We start from the raw sequence: 17,572 nt of genomic DNA, 5'->3' as shown, positions 1-17,572 counted from the left end.
TGGCTAGTGGCTAGTGGCTAGTGGCTAGTGCTAAATTCTTCTGTCTAGTCACCAGCCACCAGTCACTATTCACTGATAACTGATAACTGATAACTGATAACAGGTTATCTTAAAAAATAATTTCATATTAGCGATCGCAAAGGTATTACATAGTAATGGTTCAGGAGCGGACTTTACCCGTTTTTCACGCTGCTACAGCCCAAATCACCAGAGAACAAGGGCTAGTGCTTTACGAGGATATGGTTTTGGGGCGCATGTTTGAAGATAAATGCGCCGAAATGTATTATCGCGGTAAGATGTTTGGCTTCGTTCACCTATATAACGGTCAAGAAGCCGTCTCTTCTGGCGTAATCCAAGCAATGCGACCAGGAGAAGATTATGTTTGCAGTACTTACCGCGATCACGTCCATGCTCTAAGTGCGGGAGTCCCTGCTAAAGAAGTGTTAGCAGAGTTATTCGGTAAAGCTACAGGCTGTAGTAAAGGGCGTGGCGGTTCGATGCATATGTTTTCTGCCGAGCATCGCTTACTTGGTGGCTATGCTTTTGTCGCTGAAGGTATTCCCGTCGCCGCTGGTGCAGCATTTCAGTCTAAATATCGTCGCGAAGCGCTAGGAGATGCAACCGCCGACCAGGTGACGGCTTGCTTTTTTGGCGATGGAGCCTGCAACAACGGTCAGTTCTACGAAACGCTAAATATGGCGGCTTTGTGGAAATTACCGATTTTATTTGTCGTTGAAAATAATAAGTGGGCGATCGGGATGGCGCACGAACGGGCAACTTCCCAGCCAGAAATTTATAAAAAAGCCAGCGTGTTTGGCATGGAGGGAGTAGAAGTAGACGGAATGGACGTGCTAGCAGTCCACGCCGTAGCTAGAGAAGCTGTAGCCCGCGCCCGTGCCGGAGAAGGACCAACTCTGATTGAAGCCCTTACCTACCGTTTTCGAGGTCACTCTCTCGCCGATCCTGACGAGCTGCGTACCAAGACAGAAAAAGAGTTTTGGTTTGCTCGCGATCCAATTACGAGATTAGCAGCTTATTTAGTCGAGCAAAACCTCGCCCAGCAGGAAGAACTCAAAGCGATCGATCGCAAAATTCAGCAGACCATTGATGAAGCCGTACAATTTGCCGAAAGCAGTCCCGAACCCGATCCCAGCGAACTATATCGCTTTATTTTTGCGGAGGACGAGTAAAACGGGAGTCGGCGAAGAGAGCTGAGGGAGCAGGAGGACAAGGGTGACAAGGGGGACAAGGGTGACAAGGGTGACAAGGGGGACAAGGGGGACAAGGGGGACAAGGGGGACAAGGGGGACAAGGGGGACAAGGGTGACAAGGAGGATAACTACAACCACCAACGACCAACTACCAACTACCAACTACCAACTACCAACTACCAACTACCAACTTAACTCGTGTTTACCATTGCACAGCAAAAACAACAATACCAAACCTACGTTCTAACAGATTCATCCACTGATTCGCGGTTGGAAGTCGTACCAGAACGAGGTGGAATTATTACCCGCTGGCGCGTCCAGGGACGAGAAATTCTCTACTTGGACGCAGAACGGTTTGCTCGTCCTGAAATGAGCATACGAGGCGGAATTCCCATTTTGTTTCCGATCTGCGGTAACTTACCGGATAACACCTATACGTATCAAGGACAGCAATATACGCTGAAGCAACATGGTTTTGCCCGCGATTTACCTTGGGAAGTAACAAAATCTGAAGCTGAGGACGACAGTGCTAGTCTCACGCTCGTTCTCAACAGTAACGAGCAAACTCGCACGGTTTACCCGTTCGACTTCCAAGTAGAGTTTACCTATGAGTTTAAAGGTAACTGGCTGGGAATCTGGCAGCGATTTGTCAATCACTCATCCGCTCCCATGCCATTTTCGACAGGGTTACACCCTTATTTCCAAGTCTCTGACAAAACGGCTTTGAAATTTGAGATCCCAGCGACTCAATTTCAAAATCAAATTACGAAGGAAATGCACGCCTTCAGCGGAAATTTTGATTTCGAGCAAGAAGAACTCGATTTAGCCTTCCGACCAATCTCAAACCAAAAAGCGACTGTCAGCGACAATTCTCAGCGTTTACAACTGACATGGAGCAGTAATTATTACGGGACGCTAGTTTTCTGGACAATTAAAGGCAAGGACTACTATTGTTTGGAGCCTTGGACAGCTCCACGCAATGCTTTAAATACGGGAACCGATCTGATTTATATCGAACCTGCTGGTGAAGTTCAAACTTGGATCAATCTGGATATCACTTCTACTTAAGCTAGACCCATGCATAGTTTTCAATATCTTATCTAAACTTCTGAGTTAATTTGTGGGGTACTTGTGTTAATCTAGAAAGAGTGTCAGCTACGGGATGTAGCGCAGCTTGGTAGCGCGCCTGCTTTGGGAGCAGGATGTCGCAGGTTCAAATCCTGTCATCCCGATTTAGATTTACGGTTGAGGCGATGAGATCTTTCGCAAGGTTGTCATTGGTCATTGGTGGTTGGTAAGAGAGTGGTGCGTGGTGCGTGAGAAGAGATCGCTGCTGGTCACTGGTCACTGGTCACTGATAACTGCTCCCTTCTATTTACAAATCTATTTAATTCTTAAAATATTCCAAGAATGCGAACAACCAGCGATAATGTGCCGTCAGCAATAGTCAGTGGCGATCGCATTGGTTGAGTCAACCCTCTTGCCAAGACACTGCTACTATAACTACAACTAGTTGGGTGGGTATATTTACCACCGCTGGAAGAAACACAATCTGGTCATTGATGTCAGGAATACTCATGAAATCAGTTATAAAATCGATGATTCGCTGGAGTGCAACGTTAGGAGTGGTGGGAAGTACCATTATTGGTACGACGACAATGGGCGCTCTAGAAGTCTTGGCTTTGCCAGAACAACAAATCTTGCAAAAGCTTGGACCCGTGCCAATGTTTACAATCACGGATAATAAGGGCGCACCACTGGTAGCTTCCGTACCAGATCAAAAAGATAAATCGGGAGTAGCTGGAGTCTTTATCAATCGCCAAGACGCACAGGCTTTTATCGATCGCCTGAAGCAGAAAAATCCAGAGTTAGCGAAAAATGTCAGAGTTGTGCCTGTCTCTCTAGCAGAAGTTTACAAGCTAGAGCAAACAAATAAGAAAAAGCCGAATTCTCCCAACTTTGCCTTTGTCCCAGGACAGCAGCAAGTTGACGCTGCAAAAACATTACTACAGCAAAGCGGTCAAAAGCCGGAGCAATTTAAAGGAACGCCATTATTTGTCGCTAAAGCTGGCAAGGAAAAAGGCTACCTCACAATTAAACAAGCAGATCAGCAAGTCATTCCTTTCTTTTTTAATAAGACTGAATTGCAGGCAATGCTGGAACGCTTTAAGAAACAGAAACCCGATCTCGCTTCGACAATTGAAATTCAAGTTGTCAATTTGGAGGGAGTATTGCAAGCAATGCAAACTCGCAACGACCAGGGTTTAAGTCAAATTGTTTTGGTTCCTCCCAAAGAATCAATTGACTTCGTGCGATCGCTTCAACCAGCAGCACCCAACCAACCAGCTAAAAAGCCTTAATTACCGAACAAGCTGAAATGAATACATCTGGTCTAGAACTGTGGCGATGGCGACAGCAAGCTGCAATAGATGCGATCGCGGCTGATGTCTCGCCTACAGAACTAGACTGGTTGCTGCAAGAAGTCGCAGGGTTAGATACTCTTTCCCTACGATTGGAGTTATATAAGCACCAACCGCAAATTCAGTTGAAGTTACCTTTAGCTGAGTTGGATCGATTGTGGCAAAGGCGGTTGCAAGAACGCTTACCAGTACAATACATTGCCCGGATTACGCCCTGGCGGGATTTTAAGTTAGCCGTTTCTCCCGCTGTTTTAATTCCGCGACCGGAAACGGAAATTTTAATCGATTTGGCAGTTGCAGCGGTTAACAAAAGTTTCGTGACTGGATTAGAACGGGGACATTGGGTCGATTTGGGTACGGGTAGCGGTGCGATCGCGATTGGCTTGGCTGCTGTTTTTCCGGCGGCTGAAGTTCATGCTGTCGATCGCAGTTCTTCGGCTTTGGTAATTGCCCAAAGTAACGCTCAAAATTTAGGGTACGGCGATCGGCTAAAGTTTTATTTAGGGAATTGGTGGGAGCCGTTAGAATTTCTCCAAGGTCAGGTTTGCGGGATGGTGTCAAATCCGCCTTATATTCCTAGCAATTTGGTTCCTCAACTACAACCAGAAGTCGCCAATCACGAACCGCATTCAGCTTTGGATGGTGGTGCAGATGGTTTAGATTGCATTCGTCATTTGATTGCAACTGCACCAAATTTTTTGCGATCGGGTGGGCTTTGGTTAATTGAAATGATGGGGGGACAGGCTGAAACTGTAAGCGAGTTGTTACAGCAGCAGGGGAGTTATATGAATATTCAGATTTTTGCAGATTTGGCTGGGATTGAGCGTTTTGCTCTGGCTTATAGGCGGTGATGGATTTTGTGGGTCGCGCAAAGGCGCAAAGGCGCAAAGCGTTGGGTGCAAAGCTTTACCGAAGGCTAGGTGTACGGAGCGGTCAGTGCAATTACCTAATTTTATAATAGAATAAATTTTGATTCAACTATAGCAATCCTATTTGATTCATGAACGAAGCAGGCTTCTAGCCTGCTTTACAAATCATTTAGAACTGCTATAGCAATAGATTTAGCTAAATAATTAGATATACATGTTTTAGTCAAAAAATATAATCATTTGCCAAAAGTACCGTAATTTTACTATTAGTAAGTTTGCGATCGCGACTCGATAAGTATCACAATACTTCTTGGTTAGAGCGCATAGTCCTTGAAGATCCCCCCAACCCCCTTTTTAAGGGGGCTATGATTCCCCCCTTAAAAAGGGGGGAACCAGGGGGGATCGAATCAAAACCTGCGATGTATTGGATAAGTATCACGCTGAATGAAACCCTCTGCTCTATCGGCTTTCAAGCATGACTGCGATTTTTTTAGGCGAGCTAATACAAGTATTTTATTGATGTTTTTTACTTGAATAGCTTGAATTTTGGTTGATTTTATGCTTTATGTTCTTCCAAGTCTATAGCTGCAAGCTACTCTGAGAAATTACCTACTAAATAAATCAGTAAATTTTCGCTTGAATGCATACTGAAGCGAGAATACTTTAGGTTTAGTTTAGCTTTTTAAAGCTGATGTAAAGTAACCGATCTGCGTCTGTCAAAAACCTAGATTTGCATGAGGTGTAATGATTCACAATTTATTCAAGTCGTTACACTTCTCGATGGCATAACTGCACTGAAATAGAGCGTTTTTAACCTACTTGAAAAGCTATTTGCATTCAACGCTCTGCCCCTAACCACAATTTCTCTAATCAAAACTGCTGAGGGCGAAAGCAAGTGCAAATCTGCGTGACTTGTCCCACACTCGCACGAAATTCTAGTTGCGTTGAGTGATGCATGGGGCTGGCAGTCGCTTGTCAACTTATCAGGGTACAAGATGAATTTACACCAAAAGATCCAACACCTAGCTCAAAACAAATCGTTATTGCGATCGCTCAAGCCTAAAACAATTGCCTCTATTTTTGTTGCCTCGGCTCTCCTCTACACTTTGCCAGCACGGGCGCTAACAAGTTACTTAGGAATTAATAACGGCACTGGCTACAATACCGATCCAGAATATGTCGATCGCTCCATCCAGCACACGAAGGGCTTAAATTTAGAAGTCGCCCGTATGGGTATGGATGGTGTTGGCGGTTTCACAGAGGGCGCTGGTTTCAATTGGTCAGCCAGAGATGCAGCCATCGATCGCTATCTCAACGCCGGACTCAAAATTCATCTGGTACTATCGGCACGGATGCACGTCAATCGAGACGGTAACTACGACCAGTGGAAAGCAAATTTCCGTTATTTTGTGCGTAACGTCATGATGCGTTACAAAGGCAAGATTTCTTACTACATCATCGATAACGAACCCGACCTCGACTACGGTAACGGTAAGATGTCAGCTCAAGAATGCGTTGACATGACGCGAATTGCCTACGAAACAGCGAAAGAAATTGACTCGAACATCAAAATTGAATCGCCGCCCGTAATGGGAATTGAATCCGGTCTGTTAGACGAAATGTTAGATGCTGGGATTGCTGAGGTGAGCGACTATATTGGCTTGCACGCCTACGGCGGACAAATTTCCGAGAATCGCCTCGGACATCCTTGGCGAGTCTTAGAATCGCGTGGCATTCGCAAGCCTCTAGCAATCAGCGAATCGGGATCGATTAACGAGTATTGCAACGGTTCCGAATTTGAAACAGAAGACTGTCGCCGTCGATGGTTTGCTTATTTCGGACAACAACTGAAGCGTTTCGGTTACGACCACGCACTACTATTCGATCTGGATGGTCACGATAGCTGGGCTGTTGCTCCAGACTTTAACCCAACTAAGACATATCAGCAAATCAAAGATTTACGCTTAAACGAAGCTCTGAGTAATGCCGATTTTGAGTCTGACAATAACGTTGAAACAGGCTGGATACCGTTTGATAGCAACGATGTCTGGATTCTAGAAGGTGCTTCGCCCTACGTGAGTTTTGTCCGTAACGATAATGGTGGAGCGCACGGAGGAAACGGATATGTCAAACTCAATAACGGTAATGCCTCCCCAGATACACCAGTGAGAGTCCGGCGCATTGTCGGTCAGCTACCAAAGGGACAAAAGGTCAAGATTGGTGCTTGGGTGTATGTCAACGGTAAGGCATCGGCAACTCTGAAAGCATTAGGGTACGACTATCGCAACGGTGATGCCGAAATTTCAGCTACTTCTACCAAGAAAAATGGGTGGGAATACTTAGAGATTGAAGTCCCGATTTCGAGATACTGGACGGTCATCGAACTGGGAACGTCGGGAACTGGCAATTCGGGAGACTACGTTAAGTGGGATGATGTCTCAATCGATTAATTGGTTGTAGAGGCGCTTCGCGCCTCTACAACTCTAGCTCAACTCTGCTACGACTCGATCTTCGAGTAAAGTTTGATTCGTGAGTAAGTCCTCTACAGTCATTCGCAAGCAGCGCTGTGCGTCTACTTGAAACAAAACCTTAATCCGATCGCTCCCAGGATACCCAGGTGGAGTTAATTGGGCGATTTGCCTCGCCCCATCTCGGTCGTTGAGGGGTTGTACCTGTTTTTTTCCACTATCTAAACGGCGGGTAATCAGGCGATCGCCATCAAAATATACTTCCGTCCCGCCAGTCTCCGCCCCCAGTTCTCCAACAATGAGTTCGATACTCGGCTGATTATCCAACGATGCGCCCAAAACTAATTCTACGGGATTTGTCATTGGGTAGGGTTGCCCAGGATTGATAATTGGATGCCAGTTGTGACATTGATTCCGTCTATCCCAATAACGGATACCGTAACTGTGATAGAGAAAATCTTTGACTTCCACGCCTTGACAGATCTGCAACGCACCTTGGGCGATCGCTTCAAACGGGCGATCGCAATGAATTTTTTCTGAGGGAAAATACTGTTGTACCCAAGTCTGCACGGCGGGCATTTGTGCTGTTCCACCCACCAACAATACAGCATCGATCTCTGTCACCTCTATCTCCTGTCGCCGCGCCTGTTGTAATAACTGCTGCATCGACTCGTCTAATTGCTCGAAAAATTGATGTTCTGTCAAAATCTGCGTGAGGCGATCGCGGTCTAATTCTAATTCGTAACTCTCAAACGTCTCATCATTAAAATAAACTTCGCTGGCTTGCACCCGATCGGAAAGTTGAATTTTCACCCTTTCTGCCAAGCGAGTTGTTAAAGGAGATACAGCTAATCCTCGCTCCTGAGCGAAATAATCGACAATCCAGTTATCGATATCAGTCCCACCTAAATTTTGTCCTGCTTTTGCTAAGACACGGGCAGTTTTTACTTTCTGTCCAGATGTTTTAGCAAAAGATTTCTTCCCCCATTGCAACAAAAACCCCGTCTGTTTTTTGACAGCATTTCCACCACCATCTAAGCGGACTAGAGATAAATCTAAAGTACCACCACCAAAATCAATGACTAATAAATTATCCCGCTCTGCCATGCCATATCCCAAAGCAGCAGCAGTAGGTTCGTCCAAAATTCGGACTTGTTCCACAGGTAAAGCACGACAGATCTCACCCAGCCACAAGCGATAAGCTTCAAAACTATCAACTGGGACTGTTAAGACTAAGGATTGCTCGTCTTCAGGGGCTTGAGTGGCTAATTTCTCAATAATTTGGCTCAAAAACCACTTACCAACTCGTTCAAACGAAACCGTCTCGCCATCCAGTTGAGGCAAAAATCCCTGAATCTCCGTACCAATACCGCGCTTAAAGCTACGAAAAAATCGTGGGTCAGTCGTTAAATCCAAACCGCGATCGCGTACTGTCTGTCCGATTAACACGCGATCGCTTGCCGCATCTTCTACATAAACCAAACTGGGAATCAGAGGTGGATTTTGACCCAACTGCTGAGATAAGCCTGGTAAACTCAAAGTTTCCGCTTGCTGCGTCACGGGATTCCAACGGGCTATACAAGTGTTACTCGTACCAAAATCGATTGCGATCGCCATACTTAATCAGTGACCAGTGACCAGTGACCAGTTATCAATTGTTAGTTATCAGTTAATTCTAAATTCCAAATTCCGGATTATAAATTCATCCTACCCCGTGGGGGATACAAGCTACACTTCATTCTTACCAAGCGCCCTTAACCACCAGTCACCGATCGCTGGTTACTAATCGCTGGTCACTGGTCACTGTTTACGCCAGCCTGCTTCTGCTTGCTGGAGGACATAGGCGGAAACTGCTTGAATTTCCTCTGCTGTCAAGCGATCTTTATAAGCTGACATATTTCCTTGACCGTTGGTGACAATGTTGGCGATCGCCTCTATTGAATCCATGCCATATTTTTTCAAGGCTTTTTGTTTCAGGTTCTTGCCGCGCCTGACGATGTTGCCACCATTAATGTGACATCCAGCACATTGAGTTTCAAAGATTTTGGCTCCAATTGGTGTCTCTGCGGCTAAGGCTGGGGTAGAAAAGGCGATCGCCATTCCTACGAGCATCACCAGTACTAAACTAAGTATTTGCTTTAATAACATTTTCATATGATAAGGAAATTTTAGGTAGCAACACCACTACAAGCCAATCTATAAGCCGATATCTACAGAATACAAGTTGCGATCGCGCCCTTGCTACTGATAATCTCTTTCATTAAGCGTTACTCCAATACCTGTCATGACCCTTACCCTGACCGCACAGGAAGAAGACGACCTGTGGGCTGAAGCCGCGCAGCACAACCCACCTCAGCTTGACCCCGATTCTGGGATCGAGATACATGAAATGCCTCAAGAGTTAGGCAAAGGACACAACCTCTTTGTTGAACTGTATCCAGAGTGCTGGCTACGCATCGAGCGCCATCAGTATTGTGAAACTGTCCAAACCAAACATCCAGAGGCGAATCATGGGTTGCAGTTTGGGGTGCTGCTTTTTGGGGTGATTCTCGATAGCCAGGATGGGGTATATGGCAATGGACACACTATGATTTCTGGAAGCGGCGTGCAACAGGAGATTTTCAGTACCAGTTTCAGCACTCAGCCATACCTGGGCATCAATCTCGAAATGTCTGCGGAGTGGTTAACCACTTTCTTTCCAGATGAGAATGGGCAGTTGCCCGCCGAACTGAGCTTTTTAGTGAAAGGGAACGATTGGCAAACGCTAATTTACCCTAAAACAAATCCAGCGATTCAGAATGTAGCATGGCAGATGATTAACTGTCCCTATGAGGGAGCGGCAAAGCGGTTGTATCTTCAAGCAAAAAGTTTAGAACTGATGGCGTTGCAGCTCGCGCCAATCGTGGCGGATCGGGGCAATCCGAAACCACCGTCCCGAATGAAACCAACTACGATCGCTCGTATTTACGAAGCACGAGATATTTTGCAGCGACGATTAGAAAATCCACCCTCGTCGTTGGAGTTGGCTACTGCGGTGGGACTGAGCGATCGCACGTTACAACGAGGGTTTCAATCGCTGTTTGGCACAACTGTAGTAGGATATTTAGCCGAGCAACGCCTATTGCAAGCCGAGCAATTATTACGGGAGCGATCGATGACAGTGACAGAAGTGGCGCATCGCGTTGGCTACGGTCATCTCGGACGCTTTGCCGCTGCCTTCAAGCGCAAGTTCGGCATTACCCCTAGTCAGTGTTTGTTGGGCAAAAAGGTAATTTTGGGAGCATGATAGAGACAACCAAGTTTAGGTTGCACTCATGAATCAGAGCATTTCTACAACTTCAAAACGGTTGACGTTTGAAGAATTCCTCGCCTATGACGATGGCACGGACACGCGCTATGAATTGGTGGATGGAGAATTAGTAGAAATGCCGACAGAATCGCATGAGAACTGCCAGATTGCGAAACTTTTGATGTTTGAATTGGCAAAATATTTTGCGATCGCACTTCTCAACCTCAAAGACGTTGAAATTGAAGTGAGCGGACGAGGGGCAAAAGTCCGGCTTCCCGATTTGCTCGTGCTGAGTGAAGAAGGCTACGCAGCACTGCAAGGCAAAACCCGCAACATCATTACTCGCGATATGCCACCGCCGATCCTAATTATTGAAGTCGTTTCGCCTGGTGATGAGAATCGGACTCGCGATTATCGGTACAAGCGAACCGAGTATGCAGCGCGGGGCATTGCCGAATATTGGATCGTCGATCCTCAAGAACGGCGGATTACAGTATGTCAGTGGGTAGAAGGGCAGTACGAGGACAAAGTATTTGCGGGTGAAAATCGAATTGAATCGACGGTGATTCCCGCATTTGCGCTCGCAGCAGAGCAGATATTTGCATTTGCTCAAAATTAATTGGAACAGTATGGCGGTTTTGGGATCGTCAGACGGTTTTTGGATAGACGCATCTATTGATACTTCTCTACACTGACACTGATTGCAATTAAGAGTGATTGGCAATAAAGCTTCATCAACTGGTGTCAGGAGTGAATATGAGTGGCTGGAAGTCGTCAAGGATTTGCGTATGGGCGATCGCCTCTATAGCGTTGAGCTTGCTGGGAATATTGCCGAGTCGAGCGGCTGAAGTTAAAACTGAATCCCGACTCCAAGATTTGCAACGTCCGACAACAACTGTTAAAGACTGGCTGGCTCAAACTTCAACGCCAATCGAGATTACAGGGGTACGACTTAACCAAACTGCTAGCGGTTTGGAAGTGTTATTAGAAACTACTAGCAAGCAACCGCTATCGATTGTAACTTCTGGCTACGGGAGAACATATGTAGCTAACATTGTCAATGCTCGTCTAGCTCTACCAGAAGGAAGCTTTCGTCAGGACAACCCCATTGCAGGAATTACCGTTGTCAGCGTTACCCAGCAGGGAGCAAATGGGATTAGGATAAGTGCGATCGGCTCTGAAGGTATACCAGTAGCAAAGGTCAGGCAGAGTAATGGCAATACCGTTTTCAGTTTAACTACTCCTACTGTTCCCACAGCCCAAATACCTCAGTCAGCGCCACCAGAAGGAGAAACCGCGCTGCCTCAAACTCCGACTCAACCAGGAGAATCTACACCAGAAGTACAAGAGGAAATCCCTGCACCACAAGCACCCGCGCCAGATGGAACCGCACAAGGGGACGAGGAAATGGAAATTGTGGTGACGGATGAGCGGGAAGAGGGCTATCGCGTACCGAATACCAGCGTAGGAACTCGAACCGATACACCATTGCGTGACATTCCCCAATCAATCCAGGTTGTACCCCAGGAAGTATTGCGCGACCAGAATGTTAATACCCTAGATGAAGCCTTGAGAAACGTAAGTGGGGTAACTACAAATAGTGGTCCAGACAGTTTCAGCGAAGCTGGGTACATTATTCGAGGCTTTGGTACGTCAAGCCGTAGTGGTGGTAATTTTCTCAGAAATGGATTAAGGGAAGGTGGAGATATACTTAGGGATTTTACCCCCAATATCGAAAGAATCGAAGCACTCTTAGGTCCAGCTTCTGTGCTTTATGGAAACGCCAATCCAGGCGGAACTATCAACATACTGACGAAACAACCCTTACGCGATCCTTTCTATGCTATTGATGCCACCATTGGCAATTATGACTTCTATGAGGGTGCGATCGATCTATCGGGACCATTAAACGACTCCAAAACACTGTTATATCGTCTCAATGTCGGCTACCAGAATCGAGGCAGCTTCATCGATCTTATTGAAGCCAGTATCTTCACTATTTCGCCTGTCGTAAGTGTGGATATTGGAGAGCGAACTCGCTTAACCTTAGAAGGCGAATACACAGAAAGAAGCATTGTTAGTTACCAAGGCTTGCCAGCAGTGGGTACAGTACTTCCTAATCCAAATGGTGAAATCCCGCGCGATCGCTTCACTGGAGAACCTGACGGTACTATTAATAACACTATTACCAGAGTAGGCTATCGGTTAGAACATCAATTCAGCGACAACTGGGCATTACAAAATGTTTTCTCGGCAAGAATTCAAAGCAATGAACCTGGAAATGAGTTCTATATTCTTACTGAAGATGGTCTTGCCGACGATAATCGAACCTTAAATCGTCAGGCGATCGACAACACAGTTGATTACGAAGACTACGACCTAGCTACTTACCTGACGGGCAAATTTTCAACTGGGTCAATTAACCACGAGCTACTCCTGGGAATCGATTTGAGCAGCTCATTCTTAGCATTTGACCGACCTAGCATTATCCCAACAACGTTAGACATATTTGACCCTGTGTACGGGCGTGCTACTGAATCATCCATCGACGCTTTTGATGGAGATCAACTAACAAGAACTCTGGGGATTTATGTTCAAAATCTGGTAACACTAACAGAAAATCTCAAGTTATTGTTGGGCGGGCGATTCGATCTATTTGAACAAGACTTTCGTTTTCAAAGCGATATCGACAGTGCATCGGGGGATGCGTTCAGTCCCCGTGTCGGGCTTGTTTATCAGCCGATTCAACCGATTTCACTCTATGCTAGCTATAGCAAATCGTTTCTTCCAGTTCAAGGCACTGCCTTTGGTGGTGGCGCATTTGAACCAGAGGGCGGGACTCAATATGAAATTGGGCTCAAAGCAGACGTGAGCGAGCAACTTTCAGCAACTCTGGCACTTTATCACCTGACCCGCACTAATGTCACAACGGAAGACCCAGATAATCTAGAGTTTCAGATTCAAACAGGGGAGCAGCGCAGCCGAGGTGTTGAACTCAGAATTGCAGGCGAAATTCTCCCTGGATGGAACATTATCGCAAGTTATGCTTACACCGATGCCCAAATTACCGAAGACAATACGCTTCCCGTGGGTAATCGTTTGAATAATGTACCTGAAAATTCCTTGAATTTGTGGACTAGCTACGAAATTCAACGAGGTACTTTACAAGGGTTAGGGTTTGGCTTGGGCTTGTTTTATGTCGGCGAACGGCAAGGGGATTTAGAGAATAGCTTCCAAGTTCCTAGCTATTTGCGGACAGATGCTGCAATTTTTTACAATCGCGATCGCTTCCGCGCTGCCCTCAATTTTAGAAATCTGTTCGATATCGATTATTTTGAAGGTAGCTTAGGCTCAAATGTTTTCCCTGGTGCGCCGTTTACAGTGCTGGGTACAGTTTCGTGGGAGTTTTAGTATCTGTAACAGAGAATAATAGTTCTTTACATCCATCACGGGCGATCGCCATGCAAACAGCTTTCGCAGTCACAGCTACTTTGCAGCAGCCTTTAGAACAAAATTCGATTTTTGTCTCATCCGTCGTCTACGCAAATAGCGATCGCGCTGATTCATCCTGGCGATCGCGTTCTTAGTTGCTCTCGAAACGCCATCACCGCATCAAACTGTTCCTCTGGTTTCACATAGTTTGCTAATAACCCCGTGTCACAATCCGGCAATAACTCGCTTGTTGTAATTCGCTCGTATTCCTCAGCGCGTAGATGATAAATCGTAAATTGCCCGCTTTCCCAAACCCACACTTCCGTTACCCTCAACCCGCGATAAATCTCTAGCTTATCCACCATGCCACTACTCAATACAACCTCAATCGCTAGATCGGGAAACTCCTTTTTCTGCCCCAAGCAATAGCACTCATCTGGCTCCAATCCGCGCTGTTTCGCCACCTTACGAAATGTTGCCGAGCCGATTGCATGAAAGCGGATGCGCGACTCCTGAAAGTACGCCTCCATTAACATCCCAATCGTTTTTTTGAGTTCTTCGTGCAGTGAAGAGGTGGTCATAATTTCTAGAGTTCCTTCCAAATAGCTCAACCGCAACCCTGGAAAATCATCGCCCAAGGTTGCTAGCAACAATTCATACTGCTGCCAACTTACGCCCTCCAGCACTACACGCTGTTCTGACAAGGGTTGTGAAATCGCTGAAGACAATAGTTGAGAATTCATCAGAATTCGCACTCCAATTCCTCCTTCCATATTAAAATATCGAAGCTTCTACCACGGAGATAAAATCCTTTGCGTCAATCTGGCGCGAATTGTTATCGCCATAAAATTGCTCCATTATTGTAGGCTGAGTAATCGGTAGTGAATTTTTCTATCCCACTCCCGTACGGGCGGGTTCACCAAAAAACTCTTTTCTCAACTAATATTCTGAGTGAACCCGCCCCTACGACTCCCGATTATTGTGACTCGCCAACGCTTATTTCTATTTATTATTGCTTTACTCCTCATCGTACTTTCCTGGTGGCAAATTGCGGCTGCAAGAACTGGGCTAATCGTACAATCCCTCTCTAGAGATGGCATACCAATGCTGTATGTCGCACCAGTGCGATCGCCAAAAATACCAGGAGTACTGATAGCTCACGGTTTTGCAGGCTCTAAGCAATTAATGTTGGGTTATGCCTACACGCTGGCTCATGCAGGCTATGCGGTGATGTTGTGGGATTTTAGCGGGCATGGAGCTAATAGCAAACCCTTGGCACGATCGTCACTCCAAGCCGATCTCGATACTGCATACAAAGCTTTACTCGCTCAGCCTAGAGTCGATCCGCAACGAGTCGCTGTATTGGGACATTCGATGGGTAGCGGTGCAGCGATGACAGCAGCAATTCAACAAAGCGATCGCTTTACTGCAACTGTGGCGATCTCTCCTACTAGAGCCGCAGTTACACCCCAAGTTCCCGCTAACTTGCAACTACAGGCAGGAAATTGGGAACCGCGTTTTGTTGCCACTGCCCAGCAATTACTACAACAAGCAGGGGGAGAAAGTCAAGGGCGATCGCTCGTCATCGTTCCCAATGCCGAACATATTACTATTCTCTTTCGCCAAGCTAGCCACCAAGCAGCTAAAACCTGGCTCGATCGCAGTTTTGGTATTCAAAATTCCAGCAATTATATAGATAATCGCATGACTTGGTATGGCGTACATCTATTTGCGTGGCTTCTGATTTTAGGCGCTGTTGCTCCTACGATCTCAAGCGAGCCAACACTACGTCAGCCACCGAGAATCTGGCAGCGCTTTCCTGCAAGAGGAGTATCAGATCTGCTGTTTCAAGCAGCAATTCAGGTTCACAATTCTGACACTGTAAGTAAAAGCGATCGCCTTAAAAGTTGGATTGGTTTAATCTTGAGTCCTTTAGGGGCAATTGGCATACTCGCATTACTAAACCGCAACACAGACATTGCCAGCTTAGGTGGCGTGTTAGTAGGTGGTGCGTTGGGAATTTGGTTTTATGCGGCTGGTATCGTCTGGCTGTTGGCTAACTTGCGTTTACCGCGTTTGACTCCAGCAGGATTGGGATTGGGTTTGGGGCTGTTTCTCCTGCTTTGGGTTGCTTTTGGGGCGATGGCGCAGGTAGTCTGGTTACAGTGGTGGTTGGTTCCCGTTCGCTTGCAACTGTGGCTGTGGTTATCGTTGCTGTGTTTTCCCTGGCTGCTTGCTTCCGGTATTGCCCAAAGACAAAGTAGCCTTAAATCGCGATTTATTTGGTGGTTGGGACAAAGTTTAGTCTTAGTCATAGGACTGTTGGCAACAATCCAAATGCTGCCCCAAATTGGTTTTATCTTCCTCTTATTGCCTATCTTCCCCTTATTTTTGGCAATGTTCGCGATCGCATCTGCCTCTGTCAAAGATGTTTGGGCTTATGCAATTGGATGTTCTCTATTTTTCAGTTGGGCGATCGCGGCTGCTTTTCCCCTGGTAGGATAACCTAAGCTTAAATTCAGTTGCCAATAATATCAGTGTTAGCAATCGAGAATGGCTTATGAAATCGTTGCATCGCCCAGATATGTATGCATGGTCGATTTTCGACCGCGATCGAAACATGGATTTCAATAGCTACATTTGGATTCGCCCCAAAGGTAATATCCTCATCGATCCTTTAGCATTATCAAACTACGATTTCGATCGCCTCAATTCTTTTGGTGGTGCAGCTTGGATTATTATCACGAATTCCGACCATATCAGAGCAGCTAAAGGGATCGCCCATGTCACCGGAGCGAAAATTGCTGCCCCATTAGGTGAGAAAGAAACCTTCCCCATTGCGTGCGACTGCTGGTTGATGGATGGGGATGAGTTAGTCTCAGGGTTACAAGTTTTTGCTTTATCTGGTTCCAAAACTCTTGGAGAATTGGCACTGTTAATTGAAGGTAAAACTTTAATTACAGGTGACTTAATTCGCGCCCCCAAAGCTGGTAGCCTGACAATTTTGCCCGATAATAAGCTCAGTCACAAAGCGGATGCTGTAGCCTCAGTCCGCCGCATTGCTGCGATCGATAGTATTGAAACCGTACTCGTAGGTGATGGTTGGTCGATCTTCCGCAATGGTAGCGATCGCCTCAAGGAACTAGCAGCAACGCTATGAGGGTATGGGGTGTGGAACGTAGGATACTACACCCTAATGCAGTTGGTTAGGATCTTCTAGAGTTATTGGGAGTTCGGTATTTTCGACTCGGTTAGGATCTTCCAAACTAGGGGGAAGTTCTGTATTTTCCGTTCTGTCGAGATCGTTCGCTCTTTCGGAAGTGCCTGCATCTCCAAATTCCTCTTCTACCACACAACCAGCTACAGAAACCGAATATTTATGACCTGTAGTGCTGATATCTCCAACTCTCACATTGACCTGATAGGGTTGATTGTCACGACGGGGAATAGCTGCAATTTTTAGCGGTTGACCTTCTAGCAGCCTCACCGAAGAATTGCGATAGAACTGATCCTTCGTACCATCGCTATATTTCAGGTAAACCGATATGTTGTACTTAGCAGTCTGTTCTGGCATCAGATCGATGACAAAGCGATCGAACGTAGCACCACCCGGTACGCCAAAATCGGTATTGTAGTTATTCCGAGAGATCAGCATTCCTGGTGCGGAAACGATTTTTCTCACCTGCGTCCCATCACCCCCGATCGCATTTAACGATTCACAGCTTTGACCGTAAGCAGGTACGTTACTAGCCAACAACCCTAAAATTCCCAACACGGCACAACGATAAAACACGCCCCAACCTCCTTCTGAGCTTTATTCGCCAAAAGTCTACTAGAGATAACCATATTTTTTTGGAAATGTCAAGAAATTTATTGTTTGAAG

Annotated in this window: 17 protein-coding genes and 1 tRNA gene; 13 read left to right on the top strand and 5 right to left on the bottom strand. The window is 46.1% G+C overall.

Annotated elements, in window-relative coordinates:
* Positions 1-155 precede the first annotated feature (155 nt).
* The 4 genes from pdhA (at position 156) to CHRO_RS06580 (ending at position 2,443) form a co-directional block, all read left to right on the top strand.
* Positions 156-1,190: a pyruvate dehydrogenase (acetyl-transferring) E1 component subunit alpha gene (gene pdhA / locus CHRO_RS06590; protein WP_015153409.1), complete on the top strand. Its 1,035-nt coding sequence runs from the start codon at positions 156-158 to the stop codon at positions 1,188-1,190.
* Between the two features lie 43 nt (positions 1,191-1,233).
* The gene (locus tag CHRO_RS31720; protein ID WP_219336089.1) at positions 1,234-1,458 is read left to right on the top strand and encodes a hypothetical protein; all 225 of its coding nucleotides are present in this window, start codon (positions 1,234-1,236) and stop codon (positions 1,456-1,458) included.
* Positions 1,410-2,279: an aldose epimerase family protein gene (locus tag CHRO_RS06585; protein WP_015153408.1), complete on the top strand. Its 870-nt coding sequence runs from the start codon at positions 1,410-1,412 to the stop codon at positions 2,277-2,279. Before CHRO_RS31720 ends, CHRO_RS06585 begins: the two co-directional genes overlap by 49 nt.
* 90 nt (positions 2,280-2,369) lie before the next feature.
* A tRNA-Pro gene (locus CHRO_RS06580) sits at positions 2,370-2,443 on the top strand.
* On the opposite strand, the gene CHRO_RS34235 is transcribed toward CHRO_RS06580, so the two are convergent.
* On the bottom strand, positions 2,425-2,559 hold the full coding sequence (locus tag CHRO_RS34235; RefSeq protein WP_256498710.1) for a hypothetical protein: 135 nt from the start codon (positions 2,557-2,559) through the stop codon (positions 2,425-2,427). The two genes, CHRO_RS06580 and CHRO_RS34235, sit on opposite strands and share 19 nt — an antisense overlap.
* A 229-nt stretch (positions 2,560-2,788) precedes the next feature.
* On the opposite strand from CHRO_RS34235, the gene CHRO_RS06575 reads away from it, so the two are divergent.
* The 3 genes from CHRO_RS06575 (at position 2,789) to CHRO_RS06565 (ending at position 6,950) form a co-directional block, all read left to right on the top strand.
* Positions 2,789-3,571 carry a Tic22 family protein gene (locus tag CHRO_RS06575; protein WP_015153407.1) on the top strand — a complete coding sequence of 261 codons (783 nt, stop codon included), beginning with the start codon at positions 2,789-2,791 and terminating at the stop codon, positions 3,569-3,571.
* A 17-nt stretch (positions 3,572-3,588) separates the two neighbouring features.
* The gene (gene prmC / locus CHRO_RS06570) at positions 3,589-4,482 is read left to right on the top strand and encodes a peptide chain release factor N(5)-glutamine methyltransferase (RefSeq protein ID WP_015153406.1); all 894 of its coding nucleotides are present in this window, start codon (positions 3,589-3,591) and stop codon (positions 4,480-4,482) included.
* A gap of 1,013 nt (positions 4,483-5,495) precedes the next feature.
* Positions 5,496-6,950 (top strand): carbohydrate binding domain-containing protein, encoded by a 1,455-nt coding sequence (locus tag CHRO_RS06565; protein ID WP_015153405.1) that lies wholly within the window; start codon positions 5,496-5,498, stop codon positions 6,948-6,950.
* A 33-nt stretch (positions 6,951-6,983) separates the two neighbouring features.
* Here CHRO_RS06565 and CHRO_RS06560 read toward each other — a convergent pair whose 3' ends face one another.
* Positions 6,984-8,585 carry an Hsp70 family protein gene (locus CHRO_RS06560; protein WP_015153404.1) on the bottom strand — a complete coding sequence of 534 codons (1,602 nt, stop codon included), beginning with the start codon at positions 8,583-8,585 and terminating at the stop codon, positions 6,984-6,986.
* Positions 8,586-8,768: 183 nt separating this feature from the next.
* A complete protein-coding gene (gene petJ, locus CHRO_RS06555) occupies positions 8,769-9,116 on the bottom strand; it encodes a cytochrome c6 PetJ (RefSeq protein ID WP_041462385.1) in 348 nt (115 codons plus the stop codon).
* Positions 9,117-9,252: 136 nt separating this feature from the next.
* Between petJ and CHRO_RS06550 the strand changes: the two genes are divergently transcribed.
* The 4 genes from CHRO_RS06550 (at position 9,253) to CHRO_RS06535 (ending at position 13,844) form a co-directional block, all read left to right on the top strand.
* The gene (locus CHRO_RS06550) at positions 9,253-10,254 is read left to right on the top strand and encodes a helix-turn-helix transcriptional regulator (RefSeq protein WP_015153402.1); all 1,002 of its coding nucleotides are present in this window, start codon (positions 9,253-9,255) and stop codon (positions 10,252-10,254) included.
* Positions 10,255-10,282: 28 nt separating this feature from the next.
* Positions 10,283-10,876 (top strand): Uma2 family endonuclease, encoded by a 594-nt coding sequence (locus CHRO_RS06545; RefSeq protein ID WP_015153401.1) that lies wholly within the window; start codon positions 10,283-10,285, stop codon positions 10,874-10,876.
* A gap of 137 nt (positions 10,877-11,013) precedes the next feature.
* Positions 11,014-13,668, top strand: a complete 2,655-nt coding sequence (locus CHRO_RS06540; protein ID WP_015153400.1) for a TonB-dependent siderophore receptor — start codon at positions 11,014-11,016, stop codon at positions 13,666-13,668.
* Positions 13,656-13,844, top strand: a complete 189-nt coding sequence (locus tag CHRO_RS06535; protein ID WP_041462384.1) for a hypothetical protein — start codon at positions 13,656-13,658, stop codon at positions 13,842-13,844. Before CHRO_RS06540 ends, CHRO_RS06535 begins: the two co-directional genes overlap by 13 nt.
* Here CHRO_RS06535 and CHRO_RS06530 read toward each other — a convergent pair.
* A complete protein-coding gene (locus CHRO_RS06530) occupies positions 13,821-14,432 on the bottom strand; it encodes a Uma2 family endonuclease (protein WP_041462881.1) in 612 nt (203 codons plus the stop codon). The two genes, CHRO_RS06535 and CHRO_RS06530, sit on opposite strands and share 24 nt — an antisense overlap.
* 208 nt (positions 14,433-14,640) lie before the next feature.
* Between CHRO_RS06530 and CHRO_RS06525 the strand changes: the two genes are divergently transcribed.
* Positions 14,641-16,194: an alpha/beta hydrolase gene (locus tag CHRO_RS06525; RefSeq protein WP_015153398.1), complete on the top strand. Its 1,554-nt coding sequence runs from the start codon at positions 14,641-14,643 to the stop codon at positions 16,192-16,194.
* A gap of 55 nt (positions 16,195-16,249) precedes the next feature.
* Positions 16,250-16,849 carry an MBL fold metallo-hydrolase gene (locus tag CHRO_RS06520; RefSeq protein ID WP_015153397.1) on the top strand — a complete coding sequence of 200 codons (600 nt, stop codon included), beginning with the start codon at positions 16,250-16,252 and terminating at the stop codon, positions 16,847-16,849.
* Positions 16,850-16,882: 33 nt separating this feature from the next.
* Here the strand turns inward: CHRO_RS06520 and CHRO_RS06515 are convergent, their stop codons facing one another.
* Complete coding sequence (locus CHRO_RS06515) at positions 16,883-17,482, bottom strand: hypothetical protein (protein ID WP_015153396.1); 600 nt, start codon at positions 17,480-17,482, stop codon at positions 16,883-16,885.
* Positions 17,483-17,572 lie beyond the last annotated feature (90 nt).

Origin of the sequence: Chroococcidiopsis thermalis PCC 7203, assembly GCF_000317125.1 — a bacterium.
Classification (GTDB): domain Bacteria; phylum Cyanobacteriota; class Cyanobacteriia; order Cyanobacteriales; family Chroococcidiopsidaceae; genus Chroococcidiopsis; species Chroococcidiopsis thermalis.
This window is presented reverse-complemented; position numbering and strand designations above follow the sequence as displayed.